Source organism: Bradyrhizobium paxllaeri, assembly GCF_001693515.2.
Classification (GTDB): domain Bacteria; phylum Pseudomonadota; class Alphaproteobacteria; order Rhizobiales; family Xanthobacteraceae; genus Bradyrhizobium; species Bradyrhizobium paxllaeri.
Map to the genome: position 1 here is coordinate 6611031 of NZ_CP042968.1, position 19083 is coordinate 6630113.

A 19083-nucleotide genomic window follows, 5' to 3' on the forward strand; every position below is an offset into this window, starting at 1 on the left:
CATGCTAGTTGTCAACCTGGTCGTCAAAATTCTCCGGCAAATCAATCAGTCCGCGGAGCAAACCAAAAATGAAGGCGCCGGCTCAACAGATATTGCATCGCAGTGCCGGATCGTACGCCGGAGAACTTCTTGCTGCGGCGTTGTTATTGGCGATTTGGACCAACGCGGCCGCGGCCAATCAGGCGGAGAGCATCCCCGCCCCCTCACCGCAGAAACTCGAGCACGTCACCGAATTCTTCAACAATGAGGTTGCCACCGGGAGGTTGCCAGGCGCCGTCGTATTGATCCAGCAACACGGCAAGCCGGTCTTTCTGAAGTGCTTCGGCGTGCAGGACGTTGCGACCAACGCCCCGATGACGCCGGACACGATCTTCGCGCTTCATTCGATGACCAAGCCTATCACCAGTGTCGCGGCGATGATGTTGATCGACGCAGGCAAGCTCTCGCTTACTGATCCGGCCGCCAGGTTCATTCCGGCATTTGCCGACGTCAAAGTGGGAGTAGCGTCCGTTGCGGCTGACGGGACCCCCTTTCTGAAGCTTGTCCCGCCGGACCGGCCGGTGACAATTGAAGATTTGCTGCGCCATACGTCGGGCATCACCTACGATTACATCGGCGGCAAGCTGATCGACAAGGCGTATAAGGACTCCGGCCTTTTCGACGGCAAGTTCGACAACAGGAGGTTTGCAGAACGCATCGCCAGATTGCCGCTGGCGAGACAGCCCGGCACGCTCTGGCGCTACGGCCATTCGACCGACGTGCTCGGCCGCATCATCGAGATCGTCTCCGGACAGACGCTCTATCAATTCGAGAAGCAGCACATCTTCGATCCGCTCGGTATGACCAGCACCAAATACGTTCTCGAAACCGCCGGCGAACGCGCGCGGATGGCGGAGTCGCTGCCGAGCGACACCATCCTGCTGGACTCTGAGCGTGAACGGCGCGCCCACCCCGAATGGGAATCCGGCGGCGGCGGGCTGGTCTCGACCATGAACGACTATGCGCGCTTTGCCCAGATGATCCTCAACGGCGGGGAGTTCGACGGCAAACGCTACCTCAGCCCGGCGGCATTCAAAGCGATGACGACAGACCACATTGGGCCGGGCTCCGGCGTTGGGCGGGATTATTACTACTTTCCCGGGGATGGCTTCGGCTACGGTTTTGGCCTTGCGGTGCGCACCGATCCGGGAAACGCCAAACCGCCGCCGCCGGGTTCGATCGGCGAACTCAAATGGGATAGCGGCAGCGGCACTTACTTCGGCGTCGATCCCAGCCTGAACATGATCTACATCATGCTGGAGCAGACCCAGAACGAACGGGGCCGCATCACGCCCGCCTTCAAGAAGCTGGTTTACGACGCGTTCGCCACGGAAAAATGATCCGATCGCTGCGCTACGTCAAACCTTCGTCGGGAATATTCAGCACGTTGCCGCATGCCTTGCAGTGGACCGCATCGCTGTCATGGCGCTGCAATCCGCAGGTGGGGCATGAGAACCGCACCTTGTGCGGGGTCAGCAGCGCGCGGGCGAGATTGAAAAACAGCGTCACCCCGAAAATCATGATGACGACCGTGATCATGCGGCCGGTCGTTCCCGACAGGGTAATGTCGCCAAAGCCGGTCGTCGTCAGCGCGGTCACCGTGAAATACAGCGCGTCCGCATAATTCGCGATCTGTGGATTGCGAAACTTCTGCGTTTCGTAAACGATCGCGGTCATCACGAAGATGAACACCGCGAGGTTGGTGACGGCAAAGATCACTTCCTCATTACGCCGGAAGAAATTGCTGTCTTCGCGCAGACGCGCCAGCATCTGGTAGTCGCGCAACAGTCGCAGCGTCCTGAGAACGCGGAGAAAGCCGCCGGCTTCTCCCGCCAGCGGCGCCAGGAATGATATGATCGCGACAATGTCCGTCCAGGTCGAGAAGCGGGTGAATTCGCGCAGCCGGTGCCGGCTGACGAGCAATCGCGCGGAAAAATCCGCCAGAATAACGACCCCGAACAGAACGTCGAGCGCTTCGGTGATTTCATTCGAAGGCAGGAATGACGTCGCGATGATGAACAGGACGGTTACGATATCGAACACCAGCAGCCCGTAGCGAAAGCGGACGCCCTCCGGCGTTGCGCCCTCGTAGAGGCTGCGAGTGCTCCGTCTGATGGAAGCGAACGACATGGCGGCATCTTCACCATTCGCACGTGCTATTGCAAATGATGGTTGGCGGCGACGGAGACATCACTTCCTGTTGGCCGCCTCGCGCTCGATGAACGCCACCTCGGTGCCCTTCTTCAGGAGTTTCGCCAGCCTGTCGGCGTCCCAGTTGGTGAGGCGCACGCAGCCATTGGACTCCGACTTGCTGACTTTCGACGGGTTGGGCGTCCCGTGAATGCCGTATCCTTCCTCCGAGAGTCCGATCCATTGGGAGCCTACGGGATTATTGGGGCCGGGTCTGATCTTGAAGGCGCGCTTGGATTTGACCCCCTTGAACCTGTAATCCGGGTTGTAGCGGTAATACGGATTTGCATCGATCGAGATCACCTTGAGAACGCCGCCGGGACTCGGTTTCTCCTCGCTGCCCACGGTCGCGGGAAAGAACGCGACCAGTTCGGAATTCACGAAGGCCTTGACGGTTTGAGACGCCTTGTCGACCTCGACACGCGTCACGGCCGGCTTGCCCTCCTTGACGGGGACGTTCATCACCGCGATCGTTTGACCGGCCCCGTCGAATTTCTTGCCGGGATTGAGCGCCGCGAGCAGCGCTTCGCTCATGTGAAACTTTTCGGCAAGGGCTTCCCGCGGGCTGGTGTAGTCCAGTGACTTAAGGTCTTTCAGGTCTTCCATCTTCGCAGGAAGCTTCTTCAGGAACGGGCCTTTGACGTCCTTGTCCGTGATCTTGTAGTCGACGACGACCGGATCCGAGCCGGTGGCAAGCAGAGCGCCCCAGATCTCGGAAGTCAGGGGTTGCTTGCTGACGGCAAGGCCTTTGGATTCGGCAAATGCCTTCAGGGCTTTCTCGGCATTCTCGCCAAGCTTGCCATCGATCTCGCCCGGCGAGAAATTGGCGCGATCGAGCAGCACCTGCGCCTTGACGATGACGGGATTGATCTTGTCGTCGCCCGGCGGCTTGCCTTTAAATTCCGCGTTGTTGATGGCTGCCGCATCGGGGCCGGCAACGGCCGGCGCGGCGAAGCAGGCGAGCAGAAACAGCCCGGCGAACCAGCGGATCATCGGCAATCTCCCAAATACTGACGATAAAGATTTCGACGGGCCGGAGTTCCGTACTGCCGTCGGTTCAGGCGCGCAGCCCGGTGTAGCGAAGCGTAACCCGGGGGCCGGAGAACGATCCCGGGTTTCGCTTCACCCCGCTACATTGAGAAGATCAATCCGGCCGGATCATCTCGAACATGTTTTCCGGCTTGATCTCGAAATAATCGCCCTTCCGGCCGGCGCGGACGATCGGATGGGCGAGCCCGGTCTGGTAGACGCCGTCCTTGATGAAGGCCTTGTCGATGTGGACAGCGACGACTTCGCCGAACGTCACCCAGGCCTGCGCCTTCTCGCCATCCTTGCCCTGCAACTGCAGGATCTGCGTCAGCTTGCACTCGAAGGCCACGGGGCTTTCCGCCACCCGCGGCACGTTGACGAGCTTGCAGGGCGCGGCCGTAAGCCCCGCGATCTTGAACTCATCGACGTCACGGGCCACGTGGGCCGCGGTCGCGTTCATCTGCTTCGCCAGATCCATGGTGGCGAGATTCCAGACGAACTCGCCGGTGTCCTGGATATTGCCCGCGCTGTCCTTCCAGTTGGTGGAGGAGAAGCCGATGATCGGCGGCACGTAGCAGAAGGCGTTGAAGAAGCTGTAAGGCGCCAGGTTGACGTTGCCGCTGCCGTCGCGCGAGGAGATCCAGCCGATCGGGCGCGGGGCGATGATGGCGTTGAAGGGGTCGTGCTTGAGGCCGTGGCCGTTCTTCGGCTCGTAGTAATGCAGGTCTTTGGTGGTCACGCCGGGACTCTTCCGTCATTGCGAGGAGCGAAAGCGACGAAGCAATCCAGGCCACGTCGCGCGGAGCCAATGGATTGCTTCGCTTCGCTCGCAATGACGGCTATGTCAAGTAGTGAACGAATCAATTCGCCTTGCGCGGCTCAAGCGCCCGGAAAAGGAAATCGATCATCTGGTCGATCGTTGCGCTGGGCTTGTTGACGGCCTGCGCGATCATCTGCGGGTGGAAGAAGCGGATCATGCCGGTACAGGTGCAGAGCGCCGCCAAAGGAAGGTCAGGCGCCTCGAACTCGCCGGACGCCACGCCCTGTGCGATCACCTGGCCGATGATACCGGTAACGCATTCGATATGGACGACGCAGACGTCCCAATCCTCCTCCATCGCGATCTCGACCATCTCGTGCAGCTTGGAATCACCGACATAGCGCTCGGTGTTCATCCGATTGATGGTCGTGAGCAGCTCGCGCAAGCGAGGTTTCGCCGGACCGGGCGCGGCTGCGATCCGCCGCGCCTCGACCTCGACCTCGCCCATCAGCGTGCGAGCCACGCCCTCGTGGATCGACTTCTTCGAATCGAAGAAGCGATAGACGTTGGCGGGGCTCATCCGCAGTTCCTTGGCGATGTCGGCGACCGTCGTCTTCTGGTAGCCCATCTGCCTGAACAGACGCTCCGCCACCACGAGAATCTTCTCCCGCGTGTCCGTCTCGACGTGTTCAGAAATCAGCGTCATGTCAGCTCTCAATGTTCAATTATTCCGCGGCGTCGGCAAGCGGAATCGCGTGTGGTCCTTTCGGATGCAACTTGGCCTCATGCTGCGCCGCAAGATCAGGTTGCTCGGCCTGGCCGCTTTCGTCCAGGCTCTTCCTGAACCAGAGGGCGTAAAGACCCGGCAGGTACAGCAAGGTCAGGAAGGTTGCAACAAACAAACCACCCATGATGGTGATAGCCATCGGCCCCCAGAAAGCGGAGCGGGACAGCGGGATCATGGCCAGAATCGCCGCCAGCGCGGTCAGCACCACCGGGCGGGCGCGGCGGACGGTGGCTTCGACGATGGCTTCCCGGCGCGTCAGGCCCTGCGCGACGTCGGCTTCGATCTGATCGACCAGGATCACCGCGTTGCGCATGATCATACCGGCGAGCGCGATCAGGCCGAGCAGCGCCACGAAGCCGAACGGCTGATTGGCAACATTGAGGCCGAGCGAGGCGCCGACGATGCCGAGCGGCGCGGTGAGGAAGACCAGGAACAGCCGCGAGAAGCTGTGAAGCTGGATCATCAAGAGCGTCAGCATCACCATGACCATCAGCGGAAACAGCACGAAGATCGAGGCGTTGCCCTTGGCGGATTCCTCGAACGCGCCGCCCGGCTCGATCCGGTAGGCCGGCTCGAGATGGTCGCGGATTTCCTTCAGCTTCGGCCAGATCTGGTTGGTAACGTCGGGTGCCTGCACGCCGTCGACGACGTCGGTCCGCACCGTGATCGCCATATCGCGGTTACGCCGCCACATGATCGGCTCCTCGTGGGAATATTCGATCTTGGCGATCTGCTGCAGCGGCACGGCGACGCCGTTGCGTGAGGTCACGGTGAGGTCGCCGACGCTCTTGAGATCGAGCCGTTCGGACGGGATCGCGCGGGCGACCACGCCGACCTTCTCGATGCCGTCACGGATGGTCGTGACCTGCGCACCCGAGATCAGCATGGCAAGCGCCTGCGAGACGTCCTGCGGGGTGAGGCCGAGCGCGCGGGCGCGGTCCTGATCCACCACGAGCTTGAGGTAGGGCGACTGCTCGTTCCAGTCGAGTTGCGGCTCCACGACGTTGGGATTCTGCTTCATGACGTCGCGCACCTTGTAGGCGATGTCGCGAACGGTATTGGCGTCGGGGCCGATGACGCGGAACTGCACGGGGAAGCCGACCGGCGGGCCGAAATTAAAGCGATCGATGCGCACGCGCGCTTCGCTCAATTCACCCTCGGAAACCGCCTTCTCCAGCCGCGCCTTGATGCGCTCGCGGGCGTCGACGTCCTTGGAGACGATGACGATCTCGGCAAAGGCCTCGTTCGGAAGTTGCGGATTGAGGCCGAGCCAGAAGCGCGGCGAACCCTGGCCAACATAGGAGGTGTAGGTCGCGATATCCTTGTCGTCCTTGAGCAGCGTCTCGGCCTTCTTCACGGACTTCTCCGTGACATTGAAGGCCGTGCCCTCGGGCAGGCGGAGCTGCAGGAACAGCTCGGGCCGCTCCGACAGCGGGAAGAACTGCTGCTGCACGTGGCCGAAGCCGACGATCGAGAGCGCGAACACGCCGACGGTGGCCACCACGACCTTGACCCGGTGGTCGACGCACCACTGCACCACGGCGCGCAAGCCGCGATACATCCGCGTCTCGTAGATCGCATGCGGATCGTGGTTGTGGTGGACCTTGATGTTGGGCAAGAGCTTGACGCCGATATAGGGCGTGAAGATCACCGCGACGAACCAGGAGGCGACCAGCGAGATCGCCACGATCCAGAAGATGCCGCCGGCATATTCGCCGACCGCCGAATTGGCAAAGCCGATGGGGAGGAAGCCAGCGGCCGTGACCAGCGTCCCCGTGAGCATCGGAAACGCAGTTGATTCCCAGGCAAAGGACGCCGCACGGACGCGGTCCCAGCCCTGTTCCATTTTCACCACCATCATCTCGACCGCGATGATGGCGTCGTCGACCAGAAGGCCGAGCGCGATGATCAGCGCGCCGAGCGTGATGCGGTGCAGGTCGATCGACATCGCGTTCATGACGATGAAGACGATGGCCAGCACCAGCGGCACCGACATCGCGACCACGATGCCGGTGCGCCAGCCGAGCGCGACGAAGGAGACGAACAGCACGATCGCCAGCGCCTCGATGAAAGAATGCACGAACTCGCCGACCGCGCGCTCGACCACCTTCGGCTGGTCGGCGATCTGCTCGACCTCGATGCCCTGCGGCACGGCCTTCATGAATTCGTTGGTCGCCTTCTCGACGTCCTTGCCGAGTTCCAGAATATTGGCGCCCTTGGCGGTGACGACACCGATGCCGATCGCGGGCTTGCCTTCCTGGCGCGCGACGAAGGTCGGCGGATCGACGAAGCCATGGGTGACGGTGGCGATATCGCCGAGCCGGAACACGCGGCCGTTGCTTTCGACCGGGGTTTCCGCGACCGCCTTGGCGCCGTCGAGCGCGCCGGTGACGCGCAGCGGCACGCGCTGGGAAGAGGTTTCCACCGTGCCGGCGGGCGTGACGTTGTTCTGCTTGGCGAGCGAATCGAACAGCGCCTGCGGCGTGATGCCCAGCGTCGCCAGCTTGGCATGCGAGAACTCGACGAAGATGCGCTCGTCCTGCGTGCCGTAGAGATTGACCTTGGTGACGCCGGTGACCTTCAACAGCCGCTGGCGCATGCCCTCAGCCGTCTTCTTCAACTGTGCATAGTCGGCGCCGTCGCCGGTCATCATATAGAGAATGGAATCGACGTCGGAGAATTCGTCGTTGACGTTCGGGCCAAGCAGGCCGGCGGGCAACTGGCCCTGCACGTCGGCGAGCTTCTTGCGCAGCAGATAGAACAGATAGGGGACGTCCTTCGGCGGGGTCGAATCCTTGAACGTGACCTGCATCGCCGTGAACGACGGCTTGGAGTAGGTCTGCACCTTCTCGAAGAACGGCAGTTCCTGCAGCTTCTTCTCGATGGGGTCCGCGACCTGGGTCTGCATCTCCTGCGCGGTGGCGCCCGGCCAGATCGCCGAGACGTTGACCACCTTCACCGTAAAGAACGGATCCTCGGCGCGACCGAGCCGCTCGTAGGAGAAGAAACCGGCGACGCCGAGCACAATCATCAGGAACAGGACCAGGGTCGGATGGCTCACCGCCCAGCCCGAGAGATTGAAGCGCTTCATATCACTCTCCAGCTTCGAAATCTGCTTCCGCTAACGGGACTAGAACGACAGCGACGACACCACCCGGACCTTCTGGGCCGGATCGAGCTTCTGCACGCCGAGCGCGACCACCTTGGCACCGTCGTTGACGCCGCCGGAGATCACGACCGAATTGCTCTCATAGGACTTCACGATCACCGGCTGCAGCTTCACCGCACCGGCATCGTCGACGATATAAAGCGAGGGATTGCTGCCCTGGCTGAACAGCGCCGACAGCGGCAGCTTTGCCACGCGTTCGGTGGCGGCATCAGCCATCGTCAGCGTCGCGGTCATGCCGAGCGAGACCTTGTCGTCGGCTTCCGGCAGCGAGAACTTGGCAAGATAGGTCCGGGTTGCCGGATCGGCCGACGGCGCGATCTCGCGCAGCTTCGCGGTGTATTTCTTCTCCGCATCCGACCACAGCGTCACGCTGGCAGTACCGGACTTGGCGCGGCCGACCAGCGTTTCGGGGATCGCGACGACGGCTTCCTTCTCGGCAAAGCGGGCGACGCGGATCGCGGTCTGGCCGGAGGCCACGACCTGGCCGGGATCGATCAGGGTCGCGGTGACGACGCCCCGGCTGTCGGCGTGGAGCGTCGCATAAGAAAGTGAGTTCTTGGTGAGTTCGACCTGGCGCTCGGCGCGGTTATAGCGCGCCCTCGCCTCGTCGGCGGCGGCGCGGCTCTGGTCCATCTGCGCATCGGTGGTCCAACCCTTGGCGCGCAGATCCTTGGCGCGCTGTTCGGAGGCGGACGCTTGCGCCAGCACGCCGGTGGCGGCGCGGAATTCGGCCTCAGCCTGCTCGGCCTGCAGCTTCAGATCGACTTCATCGAGGGTGGCGAGCGGCTGGCCGACATCCACCGTCTGGCCGACCTCAACCAGGCGCCGGGCGACCTTGCCGGGGACGCGGAAACCCATGTCGGTTTCGATCCGGGGACGGATGGTACCGACGAAGCTGCGCTCCGGGGTTTCGGCCGCGTATTTCACGGTGGCGACCAGAACCGGACGCCCGGGAGCTGCCGTTTCAGCCGCCTTCTCATTGCAACCGGCCAGCGCGAACACTGCAAACGCCAGCGAAGCTCCAGTCAAGAGCCTGTAATAGCTAGAGAAAATGGAACGGGCGAACATCGGACTCTCCATCGCAGGATCTGATGAAGAGTATCGAATGCTCACTGACGATTGTCAACATTCGTCAGTGATCATGAATTCGTGAAGGAAAATTTAGTTAAGAAATAATTGCTTTCCAAGGGGAGCCGCCCCTTCCGAACGGCTCGGCACGTGGCCCTCCCCGGCTTTCCTCGCCTTGGCTGCCGACGCACTGCACCGCTTCTTCGCTGTGCGCTTCCGCCGTTCGGGCGCGGCCGCAACCGGCGGCGTCATCAGCGGATCGGAAACGAGGCCATCGGCGGCGAGCGGCACATAGACCGCTGCGCGTTCGTCGGCCTTCAAGCCCGGCTCATCCGTCTTCAACGCGTGGCTTGCGGCTTCCGTCGCGGTACCGGCAATTTCCTTCACCGTGTCGGTGAACTTTTCCAGGATCGATCTATCCCTGCCCATGCCGCCTCCCGGCGGCTGTGCAGCATGGAACTAACAAACCCGGCAGCGGCGGGTTCCTGAACGGAAACCCTAGTCCGCCAGTTGAAACCGCTGGAAACGGTGCAGCTCTTCCTCGATGCGGCGCTTGTATTCCTTGCGCGCCGCCCTCGCCGCGCCTTTGCCGACCCAGCTCCATTTCTGCATCAGCAGTTTCTTGTTCTGGCGGTCCGTCTTGATATCGATCGCAGCGACAATGTCTTCGCCGACCAGGACGGGAAGCGCGAAATAGCCGAACAGGCGCTTCTCTTTCGGCACATAGGCCTCGAAGCGGTGGCCGTAGCCGAAGAATAATTCGGTGCGCTTGCGCTGAATGATCAGGGGATCGAACGGCGAGAGAATGTGCACCAGGCCGCTGCCGGCCTCTACTGACAGGTTCGCCTCCAGCACTTCCGGCCGGACCCAGTGCTCCTGCTTGCCGGCGCCTTCGAGCGCGACCGGTACCAATTCCCCGCGCCGCACCCGCGCCCCGACCAGGCGCCGCACCGCGGGCTTGCTCGGCGCGTCGAGATGGCAGATGGAATCCAGGCTGACGACGCCTTGGGAGCGCAACGCGCGGTCGAGCAGATAGGCGGTGATTTCCATCGACCTCGCCGGCTTCGGCCGCTTGTCCCAGCCGAAGTGCCGCGCCATCAGCTCATAGGTCTTGAGCATGCCGGTGCGTTCGGAGATCGTCACCTCGCCGGTATAAAAGGCAAGCTGCAGCGCCCGCTTCGAGGGTTTGCGGCTCTGCCACAGATGTTCCTTCTCGGTCAGAACGTCGTCCTCGATGTCGCGGATGGTGAGCGCGCCGTCGCGCCGCAACAGGCGCATCACCTTGCGGGTGTCCTCCGGCTTGACGGACGCAAACCATTTGTGGCCGTTGCGCCGGTGTTCCCTCATGGACGGAACAAAAAAGCGAAAATCCTTCGCCGGCACGTAGGACAGAGCATGCGTCCAGTACTCGAACACGCTTTTATCAACGCTCTGCGCCTGGCGCAGGTCGGCGCGGGTGTAGGCCGGGATGCGGCTATAGAGAATGTGATGATGACAGCGCTCGATGACGTGGATGGTGTCGATCTGCACGTAGCCGAGATGATCCACCGCCGCCGCAACGGCTGGCGGTCCGGCGCCGAACGGCTCGTTGGTGTCGAGCCGCTGGGCCTGCAGCCAGATTCGCCGGGCTTCAAGCTTGGTCAGGGAACGGGGTTCAGTTGCGCGGAGCATCGCGCGGCAATGTATCGGGATTCGCAGGCCTTGGGAGTCCGGGTTCCCGGGTCGTCGTCTCGCGGTGCGAACTCACCTCACCGCTTCTGCCGCTCTCCCACGCTGCCGGTTGCGATCTCGGCCTCGCATGAGGCGCGGCCCGGCTGGGGCGCATGGCATTTATAGACCTGGCCGGTGAGACGATCGACCAGCCACGCGCTCTCCTCCGTCGGACTTTCGAACCCGACGTAGCGGCTGCCGAGCGCGTTGACCAGCGTCGACAGCAAAATTGCAGCGGCGATCATCGCCGCGCCGATCAGTGTTGGCATTGAACTTCCGGAACCGGCAGGCTCCGATGCACTGGTGCGATAACCCAGATACTCGCGCTGACGCTTGACTGACTGTAACACCCGCCCCGCCCGTTTGGTTGCGCCGAACGATTTTGTAATCGGATTTTTTGTGAGTCGTTTTGCTAGAAGCGCATCTTGCCGATTTGTTGTCCACAGATCGGCGCTGACGCGACGATACAACTTTTTTCTTTTCTGAAATCGACAGCGCGAACTGACTCAACCGGATGACACGCCGCGCACCGTAAAACTACGTGCTGCAGCGCGTTGGGATCACTATGCTTCGGATAGCCGTCCAGCGCACGGTCTCGATCGACTTGCCGGAAGCTTTGATGCCTGAGTCGGCACTGCGGCGTTCGACGTGGGAACACCGCGACGGCCGACGTTGATACGTCGCGCTGAATCTTTGGGAAGGTCAGTGACCATCCGATCGAACGCGTGATTCAAATCACTCAAGCAACGTCGGATGGAATCGATCCGCAGACAACACAGCGGCAGGCAAGACGACCTTGCGCGGCCTTCAACGCCTTGCGGCGCCTACTGAAAAGTCCGCTCCCTACAGAAGGCCGGCCTTAACCAATGTGATCTGAGTCACATTACCCGCTTTGAACCCGTCCTATCCTCGCAGCATCAAAACGTCATGCACGCCAGTTTGCAGGCGTTAACAACTGAGGAATACGACAATGACCCGCTTTCTTTCGATCATGACTATCGGCGCCGCGCTGTCGATGACGGCGGGCCTCGCCGTCGCCGGCGACACCGTCTCGGCCGACAAGATTCTGGACGCCCTGAAGCCGAAGGCCGGCGTGACCCGCGGCCTCTCGACCGGCCCGCAGCAGCCGGGAGACATCGCCGCAAAGGCCAAGGAAAACAACTTCGTCGACTCACTTCGCAACCGCAAGACCCGGTCACTGTCGCTCGGCGAGCGTCAGGAAATCGCGGAACTTGCCGCGAGCAAGCCGAAGATCGATCTCGAAATTCAGTTCGACTACAACTCGGCCGACATCAGCAAGAATTCGGTCTCCGCCGTGCAGGAACTCGGCAAGGCGCTGTCCGATTCGACCCTGAAGGGTTCGACCTTCGTGGTCGCCGGTCATACCGATGCGATCGGCGGCGAGGCGTATAACCAGGATCTTTCCGAGCGCCGCGCCGATACGATCAAGCGGTACCTGACCGAGAAGTACGGCATTGCCGGCGCCAATCTCGTAACCGTCGGCTACGGCAAGACCAGGCCGAAGGATGCCCATGCGCCGATGGACCCGACCAACCGCCGCGTTCAGGTCGTCAATATGGACACCAAGACCGCCGCGAAGTGAGGTCTTGCAAGATCGATCCGCCTGCCGCCTGCGGCAGGCGGATTTTCTATTGGCGGATGCGGATCGCCAAGGCACGACACTCCGGCCCGTCGACCTAAAGCATGATGAAACTAGATTTGATTGCGGCCACGAAGAAGGTGCGCTCCCTCTCCCGCTTTGTTCAGACCGGAGACAAGGTGGACGGGTGTTCGGAGACATCGTGGACACTTTCGGGCTCGCGGTCGAGGGGCCGGATGTCGATGGTTGCAATCATCTGGGTTCTGAAGACAACGTCGAAGACGCCATCGTGTGTAGTGGGTCGGAACGCCACAGCCCTTCCGCGGAAGGCTTTGGGAACTTTGACGGCGCGGCCGAGGAGGCTGACGTGACCGCCTTGCTGAACACGGCGCACGACGTCGTCCGAGGCATATTCGAAGGGCGCGACGATCTCGACATAGTCGCGCGGGCTCGGCTGATAGCGGCTGGCCGGGACAGCAAGCTCGAGCGCCTCGTGCGGCCGTTGTGTGTTGTAGACGTTGCGCCAGCGATCGAGGGCGCGCTCGGCCGCGGCGAGATCGGCGAACGGCGGACCGGACAGCACCTCGGCCTTGAGGCTGCGATGGAAGCGTTCGTCCTTGCCCATGGTCTGTGGATGATAGGGCCGCGAATGGCTGATCTTGACGCCATGCTCGATCAGCCAGACCCCGAGCGGAGTGAACGGGTTGCCCGGTCCGTCGCCCCAGGGCGAACCGTTGTCGGTGATCAGCCGCTCCGGCAGGCCGTAGCGGCGGAAGGCGATGATGAGCTGCTGGCGGACCGTCTCGGTCCGCTCGTTGGCGCAGGCCGCAAGCAGCACGGAGAAGCGGGAATGATCGTCGAGCACGGTCAGCGGATGAAGCCGGCCGGCATGCAGGGCCACGTGGCCCTTGAAGTCCATCTGCCACAACTCGTTCGGCCGCGACCGCTCGAACCGGGTGAAGGCGGACTGACCGCCGCCATGTGCGCCCAGTTCGACCCCGTGCCGCTTCAAGATCGCCGTCACGGTCGAGGGCGCCGGAATGGCTTCCCGTCCCAGATCCTTCAGCCGCCTGGCGATCTTGCGACCGCCCCAGGCCGGATGCTCCGCGCGGACCGAAAGGACAGCTTTCTCCGTCGCTGCGGCGCTGCGCGACGGCGAATTCTGCGGCCGACGTGACAGCTCGTGAAGCCCCGCCGTTCCTTGCAGCCGCCAACGTTCCAGCCATTTGTAGCCAGTCGTCGGGCTCACGCCGAAGCGCCGGCACAGCTGCCGAACATTGGCTCCCTCCACCGAGGCCAACATCACAAATTCCAATCTCGTGTCCATCCGGCACACCTCGCGGAACGGCATCCGACAGCCTCCTTGATTCGCTGTCGAAAGTGTCCACGATGTCTCCGAACACCCGTCCACCTTGTCTCCGGTCTGAACACGCTTGCGGGAGAGGGTTGGGGTGGGGGTGTCTCCGCAGGCGATACTGCCCGAGTGGAGAGAGCCCCCACCCGGCGCTTCGCGCCGACCTCCCCCGCAAGCGGGAGAGGTAAAGCGCGTTGCGGCTAAACTCATCTAACCAAAAATCATCATGCTCTACGACTTGTCGAGGATTTCCCTGATCCGTGCCGCCAGCAAGGCCTGGGTGACCGGCTTCTGCAGCAGCGACACGCCGGGATCCAGCCGCCCCTGATGCACGATCGCATCCCGCGAGTAACCGGTCATGAACAGGACCCTTAAGCCCGCCTGCCGGTGATGCAGTTGGTCGGCCAGTTCGCGGCCGTTGAGGCCGGGCATCACGATGTCGGTCAGCAACAGATCGATCCGGAACGGATTGGCATCGAACAGAGCTAGCGCGGCCGCGCCGTTCGCCGCCTCGCGAACCCGGTAGTTCAGGTCTTTCAGCGTCTCGACCAGATACGATCTGACATCGCACTCGTCCTCGACCACCAGGACGGTTTCGCTTCCCGAGCTTCCGACGAGCGGGCCCTCGCCCTGTCCGGCGATCTCGGGTGCGGCGGCGGCACGGGGCAAGTAGATCTTGATTGCCGTTCCATGTCCGACCTCGCTGTAGATCTTGATCTCTCCGCCGGATTGCTTGACGAAGCCGTAGACCTGACTCAATCCGAGGCCGGTGCCCTGCCCCGGTTGCTTGGTCGTGAAGAACGGATCGAACGCCTTCTCCTGGACTTCCCGCGGCATTCCCGCGCCGGTATCGCTCACCGCGATCAGTACATACTCCCCGCCGGCACGCCTGCGTTCCGCTGCAGGCCCTCGTCGACAGAGATGTTCCTGGTCTCAATCGTCAGCTTGCCGCTTCCCGCCATCGCGCCCGAGATCTCGGCGTTCATGGCGTCCTTGGCATTCACGACGAGATTGAGAATCGCCGCTTCCAGCTGGCTGGGATCGACCTCGACCTGCCAGAGGTCGGCGCCGCCTGCGACTTCAAGGTCGATCGTCTCACCCAATGTCCGCCTGAAGAAATCCGACATGCCGGCGATCAGCTGGTTGACGTTGGTCCGTTTCGGATCGAGCGGCTGCCGGCGCGCGAATGCGAGCAACCGCTGCGTCAACATCGCCGCGCGCTGCGCGCCGTTCGCGGCGTTGGCGATCACCCGTGTCAGCCGTTCGCGGGTGGCATCATTCCACGAATGCAGGCAGCGATCGGCGATCTCGAGATTGCCGCTGATGATCGTGAGCAGATTGTTGAAATCGTGCGCCACACCGCCGGTCAGGTGTCCGATCGCCTCCATCTTCTGCGACTGCCGAAGCATGTCCTCGGCCTCGCGCCGGTACATGCCTTCCTGCGCCAGGGCGATTTCAGCCGCCCGCAACTGCGACGGCGACGGCAACGCGAGCACCTTCGGCAACAACGGCCACAGCATCGCCGCCGTCACGATCGAGGCCGCGGCGGTCATCGCCTTGACGATACCTTCGAGGCCATAGACCGGATACCAGAGCGTGATGATCGACATCACATGGCCGACGCCGCACGCCATGATGAAGAGCGCGAATGCCCAGAAGACCCACCCGAAGTCGACATCGCGGCGCTTCGAGACGAAGATCGACAGCGCGATCGGGATCGAGAAATACGCAGCGGCGATGATGACGTCAGAGGCGACATGGAGCCAGATCAGCTGGGGTTCCCACAGCAGGCATATTCCATGCGGCGCAAACATCGATGAATCGAGCAGACGTTCAAAGAAGGCCCACATGCCGTTCGTTCCTTAAAACGGGGATTCGAGCGACTCATACAGCGACGAATCTACGGCGAGCCCATGACCCGTACAAGTGGACTACTCGGGTAACCAATCGTTAAGCGTTCTGCTCCGAACGACAGTCTCAAATCCAATTCTGGAAGATCATCAGGCGGCTGAATGTCGCCATCGACGTGCCTATGAACGCGGCCGATATCGGCAACATTGCGGAGAATCCAACAAAACCGATTCCGACATAGGCCCATAGCAGCCACGCCGGCGTGCTGCCGCGTTTCAAGGCATAGACCAGCGCAAGGCTCGCGATGGTCGCCGCCGGAAGATAGTAATAGATGAAGCCGAGCGTTCGCGGCAGCAGTGCCCATGCGAGGTACGAGCCGAAATAGAATGCCAATATCAGAAACGCATCGACCCGCCGTGTCACGATCCAGTCGCGCAAGCAGATCAGAAGCGCGATCAGCGCCGGCCACAGGATCAGCGGATTGCCGAGGAAGACCACGGCGGCGATCCGGTCATCGCCGACTTTGTCGAAGAGATACCAGACCGGGCGCACCAGGAACGGCCAGGAGGGCCACGAACTCATATAGGTGTGCCCCGCGATCGCGGTCGTTGTGTTGTCGCTGAAGATCCGCCGTTGCGCTTCCAGGATGTTCGCAACCGATAATCCGTAGAGCGGAATGAAAGTCGCGAGATAGACAGCCGCCGGAATCAACACGAAGCAGGCGACGAAATGCCACCACCTGAAATCGGGCCATAGATCGGGCCGATACCAGTCATCTGGCCGGGCATCGACGAACTGAGTGCGCCAACTCTGCATCAGGCGGATCACGGCAACGATGACGATGCAAACCGCGAGCATGAACAGCCCGCTCCATTTGCAGCCGGCCGCCAGGCCGAAGCCGATGCCAGCAAGCGCGAACCACAGATGCGGCCGCTCTCTTCGAAAGCCATGCATGAACGCGACGATCGCGAACAGGCTGAAGGTGAGCGCGAAAATATCCAGCATCGCGATCCGCGATTGCACGAACAGCATCTGGTTGAAGAACGCGAGCAGGCTTGCTGCAATGGCCGGCCCCTGCGCCGCGAACAGCGCCAGGCCGCACAGATACACCGCGACGATGGCGAGCGATCCGAACAGCACGCCCGGATAGCGCCAGCCCAGCGGCCCGTCGCCGAACGTATGGATCGACAACGCGATGAACTGCTTGGCGAGCGGCGGATGCATCGGATTGAGCATCGGCTCCCGCATGACCGGCTCGAGCATCTGCCGCGCCGCCGGAACGTAATGCACTTCGTCGAAATAGAATTTTTCCGGCGTGGTGACGCCGATCAGCATGGCGAAATGCGCGAGAATAAAAAGGACGCCGGCGATGATGCCCGTGCGCATCATCGAACCCGGTGGAATGGAATGTGATTGAGTTGCTTGCTTCACGGGCGATCTGACTGGGAATCAGGGACCATAAGAAATTGCGGCAAAATTGAGTGTGGCGACTCCAGATTTTTATGTCCATTGCATTGAACGCATTTCAATTTCGCAATCACTAACCGATCGGCGAGTAAGCCGCGCGAGTGATAATTCTGCCACATCGCATGCGCCCGCGATCCGGTACGATGTCGGGATAAATCGATCGGTTTTCTGAAATGAATTTCTGTAACTGCTTTGGTTCGCTATCTGCAATTGGCCTGGTAACTGCGTTGATGGTTGCGCCCGCGTGCGCGCAAACGCGCGTCGGCGAAGCAGCCGTCGTCAAGAATGAAGTGCTCCGCGTGGCCGGCCCTTCGACCACCCAGATCAAGGTTGGCGATGGAGTGCTGCGCGACGAGACGGTGCGCACCGGGATCGACAGCGCAACGCGGCTGGTGATGGCCGACAGCACCAACCTCTCGCTCGGCGCCAATGCGACGCTCAAGCTGGATCGCACCGTTTTCGACGACGAGCATCACTATCGCGAGGTCGCGATACGCATGACCTCGGGCGCGTTTCGCTTCGTCACCGGCCAATCGGACAAGGCCGCCTACAAGATCACGACGCCGCTGGCGACCATCGGCGTGCGCGGCACCACGCTCGATATCCTGTCGCAGCGCGGCCGGACCATCGTCAACCTGCGGGACGGCGCGGCTTCGGTCTGCACGGTCAGCTTCGAATGCATCCAGCTTACCCGGCCCGGCGACACCGCCATCATCACATCGAGCGGTGCAGGCGGTCGGTCGACGATCAAGAAGACCAACACTCCGCCATGGACGTTTGCTGCGACCTGCGGCGCGGCGGCAGGGCTCTGCAGCACCACGCAATATGCGGATGCCGCCCCCGTCATCGTCGATGACGGCAGCGATCCCACCGGCATGCTGTGCGGGCGCTGACCGTGAAAAATTTCTCGCGCAGCCTGCTGCTGTCCGCAGCGCTGTTTCTGTCGCTGCTCGCGGCGCAATCAACGCCTGCGCGGGCACAGTCGCCTTCGCCTTCACCAACTCCGGTAGAGGAATGTACCGAGTGTTACCCGCCGACGCCAACGCCGAACCCTACTCCCTCGCCAAGCCCTTCGCCCTCGCCTACACCGACGCCAAGCCCGTCGCCAACGCCAGGCACCAACGCGCCGCCGTTAGCCACGCCCGGCTCGAGCGCCGGATCGATCAACGATCTTGCAGGGCAGCGCTTCAACCAGATGATCACCAACCGCGTGCTCGGCAACGTGCTGCTCGGGATCAACGAGCAAGTCAATTGCAACGACTGCATCAGCGCGTTCGGTTCGGCCGGTTCGTTCTCGGCCGGCATTCACGGCCGCAAGAACCTGACGCCCAATTTGTCGCTGCTGGCCGGTATCGCCTACGCCCAATTCAATGAGAGTGGCTATCACGTCACCAGCGCGCCGATCGGCGCGTTCGCGCTGCGCTACGATTTCGTCGACTGGGGATCATCGCGGCCGTTCTTCGATATCGGCACCATCCTGTCGCCGTTCCAGAAGGTCCGCTACTCGCGCAGCTACGCGACAAGCCTCGGCGCGGTGTCGCTGGAAAGCTCGACATCGAGCGAGAACTACGCCGTCTATGGCCGCGCCGGCTGGATGAGGCGATTTTCGCCGCGCGATGAAGCCGCAGCTTACGTCGAGGTCTGGCAGTTGTGGCAGCGGGTGAAGGGCTATACCGACCCTGCGGCCACGTTTAATCCGTTCGACGCCTCGATCGCCACCGGCACTGACCGCACCAGCCTCGTCAAGATCGGCGGACAATGGACGCACCTGTTCGGCTCGAGTGTCGAGGCCAATATCAACGGCGGATGGGTGCAATCCTTCGGGAATCGATCCGGCATCGTCGCCAGCGTGACCGGCGACGGCACCATCGTGCCGACGATCGGCAACCAGGGCTGGTTCGAATATGGCGGCCGGCTCGGCTTCCGCATCACCAAGGGCTGGGTCGCCGACCTCTTCCTCAACGGCACCGCCGGCCCGCAGCCAATCGGCAACACGCTTCACGGCGGCGTGGGGCTGAGGATCAGTTATTAGAGGTGTGTAGGGTGGGCAAAGGCGCAT

General features: G+C 62.2%; 17 protein-coding genes. 4 read left to right on the plus strand and 13 right to left on the minus strand.

Going from position 1 to position 19083, the window contains the following annotated elements:
• Positions 1-68: 68 nt before the first annotated feature.
• Entirely contained in the window at positions 69-1379 is a 1311-nt protein-coding gene (locus LMTR21_RS31520; RefSeq protein ID WP_084030871.1) for a serine hydrolase domain-containing protein, read from the plus strand.
• A gap of 13 nt (positions 1380-1392) precedes the next feature.
• Here the strand turns inward: LMTR21_RS31520 and LMTR21_RS31525 are convergent, their stop codons facing one another.
• From LMTR21_RS31525 to LMTR21_RS31570, 9 genes are all read right to left on the minus strand, one after another.
• Positions 1393-2169 carry a potassium channel family protein gene (locus LMTR21_RS31525; RefSeq protein ID WP_065755339.1) on the minus strand — a complete coding sequence of 259 codons (777 nt, stop codon included), beginning with the start codon at positions 2167-2169 and terminating at the stop codon, positions 1393-1395.
• Between the two features lie 60 nt (positions 2170-2229).
• Positions 2230-3222, minus strand: coding sequence for a L,D-transpeptidase family protein (locus tag LMTR21_RS31530; RefSeq protein WP_065755340.1), 993 nt, complete (start codon positions 3220-3222; stop codon positions 2230-2232).
• A gap of 151 nt (positions 3223-3373) precedes the next feature.
• Positions 3374-3997 (minus strand): flavin reductase family protein, encoded by a 624-nt coding sequence (locus LMTR21_RS31535; protein ID WP_065755341.1) that lies wholly within the window; start codon positions 3995-3997, stop codon positions 3374-3376.
• A gap of 121 nt (positions 3998-4118) precedes the next feature.
• Positions 4119-4724, minus strand: coding sequence for a TetR/AcrR family transcriptional regulator (locus LMTR21_RS31545; RefSeq protein ID WP_057863067.1), 606 nt, complete (start codon positions 4722-4724; stop codon positions 4119-4121).
• A gap of 19 nt (positions 4725-4743) precedes the next feature.
• Positions 4744-7896, minus strand: a complete 3153-nt coding sequence (locus tag LMTR21_RS31550; RefSeq protein WP_065755342.1) for an efflux RND transporter permease subunit — start codon at positions 7894-7896, stop codon at positions 4744-4746.
• Between the two features lie 39 nt (positions 7897-7935).
• Positions 7936-9042, minus strand: coding sequence for an efflux RND transporter periplasmic adaptor subunit (locus tag LMTR21_RS31555; protein WP_065755352.1), 1107 nt, complete (start codon positions 9040-9042; stop codon positions 7936-7938).
• 93 nt (positions 9043-9135) lie between these two features.
• Positions 9136-9471, minus strand: coding sequence for a hypothetical protein (locus LMTR21_RS31560; RefSeq protein WP_065755343.1), 336 nt, complete (start codon positions 9469-9471; stop codon positions 9136-9138).
• A 69-nt stretch (positions 9472-9540) separates the two neighbouring features.
• The gene (locus LMTR21_RS31565; RefSeq protein ID WP_065755344.1) at positions 9541-10713 is read right to left on the minus strand and encodes a winged helix-turn-helix domain-containing protein; all 1173 of its coding nucleotides are present in this window, start codon (positions 10711-10713) and stop codon (positions 9541-9543) included.
• 77 nt (positions 10714-10790) lie between these two features.
• Positions 10791-11021, minus strand: a complete 231-nt coding sequence (locus LMTR21_RS31570) for a hypothetical protein (protein WP_065755345.1) — start codon at positions 11019-11021, stop codon at positions 10791-10793.
• A 701-nt stretch (positions 11022-11722) separates the two neighbouring features.
• Between LMTR21_RS31570 and LMTR21_RS31575 the strand changes: the two genes are divergently transcribed.
• Positions 11723-12355, plus strand: coding sequence for an OmpA family protein (locus tag LMTR21_RS31575; RefSeq protein ID WP_065755346.1), 633 nt, complete (start codon positions 11723-11725; stop codon positions 12353-12355).
• Between the two features lie 160 nt (positions 12356-12515).
• Here the strand turns inward: LMTR21_RS31575 and LMTR21_RS31580 are convergent, their stop codons facing one another.
• The 4 genes from LMTR21_RS31580 to LMTR21_RS31595 all read right to left on the minus strand — a co-directional run bounded on the left by LMTR21_RS31580 (position 12516) and on the right by LMTR21_RS31595 (position 16943).
• Entirely contained in the window at positions 12516-13703 is a 1188-nt protein-coding gene (locus tag LMTR21_RS31580) for an IS481 family transposase (protein WP_065750742.1), read from the minus strand.
• Positions 13704-13937: 234 nt separating this feature from the next.
• On the minus strand, positions 13938-14564 hold the full coding sequence (locus LMTR21_RS41355) for a response regulator (RefSeq protein WP_246174522.1): 627 nt from the start codon (positions 14562-14564) through the stop codon (positions 13938-13940).
• 5 nt (positions 14565-14569) lie between these two features.
• The gene (locus LMTR21_RS41360) at positions 14570-15556 is read right to left on the minus strand and encodes a hybrid sensor histidine kinase/response regulator (RefSeq protein WP_246174523.1); all 987 of its coding nucleotides are present in this window, start codon (positions 15554-15556) and stop codon (positions 14570-14572) included.
• A 127-nt stretch (positions 15557-15683) separates the two neighbouring features.
• Positions 15684-16943, minus strand: a complete 1260-nt coding sequence (locus LMTR21_RS31595) for a phospholipid carrier-dependent glycosyltransferase (protein ID WP_430642486.1) — start codon at positions 16941-16943, stop codon at positions 15684-15686.
• Between the two features lie 311 nt (positions 16944-17254).
• Between LMTR21_RS31595 and LMTR21_RS31600 the strand changes: the two genes are divergently transcribed.
• Together LMTR21_RS31600 and LMTR21_RS31605 are read left to right on the plus strand one after the other, a co-directional pair.
• On the plus strand, positions 17255-17917 hold the full coding sequence (locus LMTR21_RS31600; protein WP_246174530.1) for a FecR family protein: 663 nt from the start codon (positions 17255-17257) through the stop codon (positions 17915-17917).
• Positions 17905-19056: a hypothetical protein gene (locus LMTR21_RS31605; RefSeq protein WP_065753279.1), complete on the plus strand. Its 1152-nt coding sequence runs from the start codon at positions 17905-17907 to the stop codon at positions 19054-19056. The genes LMTR21_RS31600 and LMTR21_RS31605 overlap by 13 nt, the downstream gene beginning before the upstream one ends.
• Positions 19057-19083: the final 27 nt, after the last annotated feature.

Excerpts from the sequence above, each read along its gene's own strand:
- LMTR21_RS31545 (WP_057863067.1), bottom strand. The coding sequence starts at position 4,724 with ATGACGCTGATTTCTGAACACGTCGAGACGGACACGCGGGAGAAGATT.
- LMTR21_RS31575 (WP_065755346.1), top strand. The coding sequence starts at position 11,723 with ATGACCCGCTTTCTTTCGATCATGACTATCGGCGCCGCGCTGTCGATG.
- LMTR21_RS31525 (WP_065755339.1), bottom strand. The coding sequence starts at position 2,169 with ATGTCGTTCGCTTCCATCAGACGGAGCACTCGCAGCCTCTACGAGGGC.
- LMTR21_RS31580 (WP_065750742.1), bottom strand. The coding sequence starts at position 13,703 with ATGCCGTTCCGCGAGGTGTGCCGGATGGACACGAGATTGGAATTTGTG.
- LMTR21_RS31550 (WP_065755342.1), bottom strand. The coding sequence starts at position 7,896 with ATGAAGCGCTTCAATCTCTCGGGCTGGGCGGTGAGCCATCCGACCCTG.
- LMTR21_RS31565 (WP_065755344.1), bottom strand. The coding sequence starts at position 10,713 with ATGCTCCGCGCAACTGAACCCCGTTCCCTGACCAAGCTTGAAGCCCGG.
- LMTR21_RS31570 (WP_065755345.1), bottom strand. The coding sequence starts at position 11,021 with ATGCCAACACTGATCGGCGCGGCGATGATCGCCGCTGCAATTTTGCTG.
- LMTR21_RS31560 (WP_065755343.1), bottom strand. The coding sequence starts at position 9,471 with ATGGGCAGGGATAGATCGATCCTGGAAAAGTTCACCGACACGGTGAAG.
- LMTR21_RS31520 (WP_084030871.1), top strand. The coding sequence starts at position 69 with ATGAAGGCGCCGGCTCAACAGATATTGCATCGCAGTGCCGGATCGTAC.
- LMTR21_RS31600 (WP_246174530.1), top strand. The coding sequence starts at position 17,255 with ATGGTTGCGCCCGCGTGCGCGCAAACGCGCGTCGGCGAAGCAGCCGTC.
- LMTR21_RS31595 (WP_430642486.1), bottom strand. The coding sequence starts at position 16,943 with ATGCGCACGGGCATCATCGCCGGCGTCCTTTTTATTCTCGCGCATTTC.
- LMTR21_RS41360 (WP_246174523.1), bottom strand. The coding sequence starts at position 15,556 with ATGTGGGCCTTCTTTGAACGTCTGCTCGATTCATCGATGTTTGCGCCG.
- LMTR21_RS31530 (WP_065755340.1), bottom strand. The coding sequence starts at position 3,222 with ATGATCCGCTGGTTCGCCGGGCTGTTTCTGCTCGCCTGCTTCGCCGCG.
- LMTR21_RS31555 (WP_065755352.1), bottom strand. The coding sequence starts at position 9,042 with ATGTTCGCCCGTTCCATTTTCTCTAGCTATTACAGGCTCTTGACTGGA.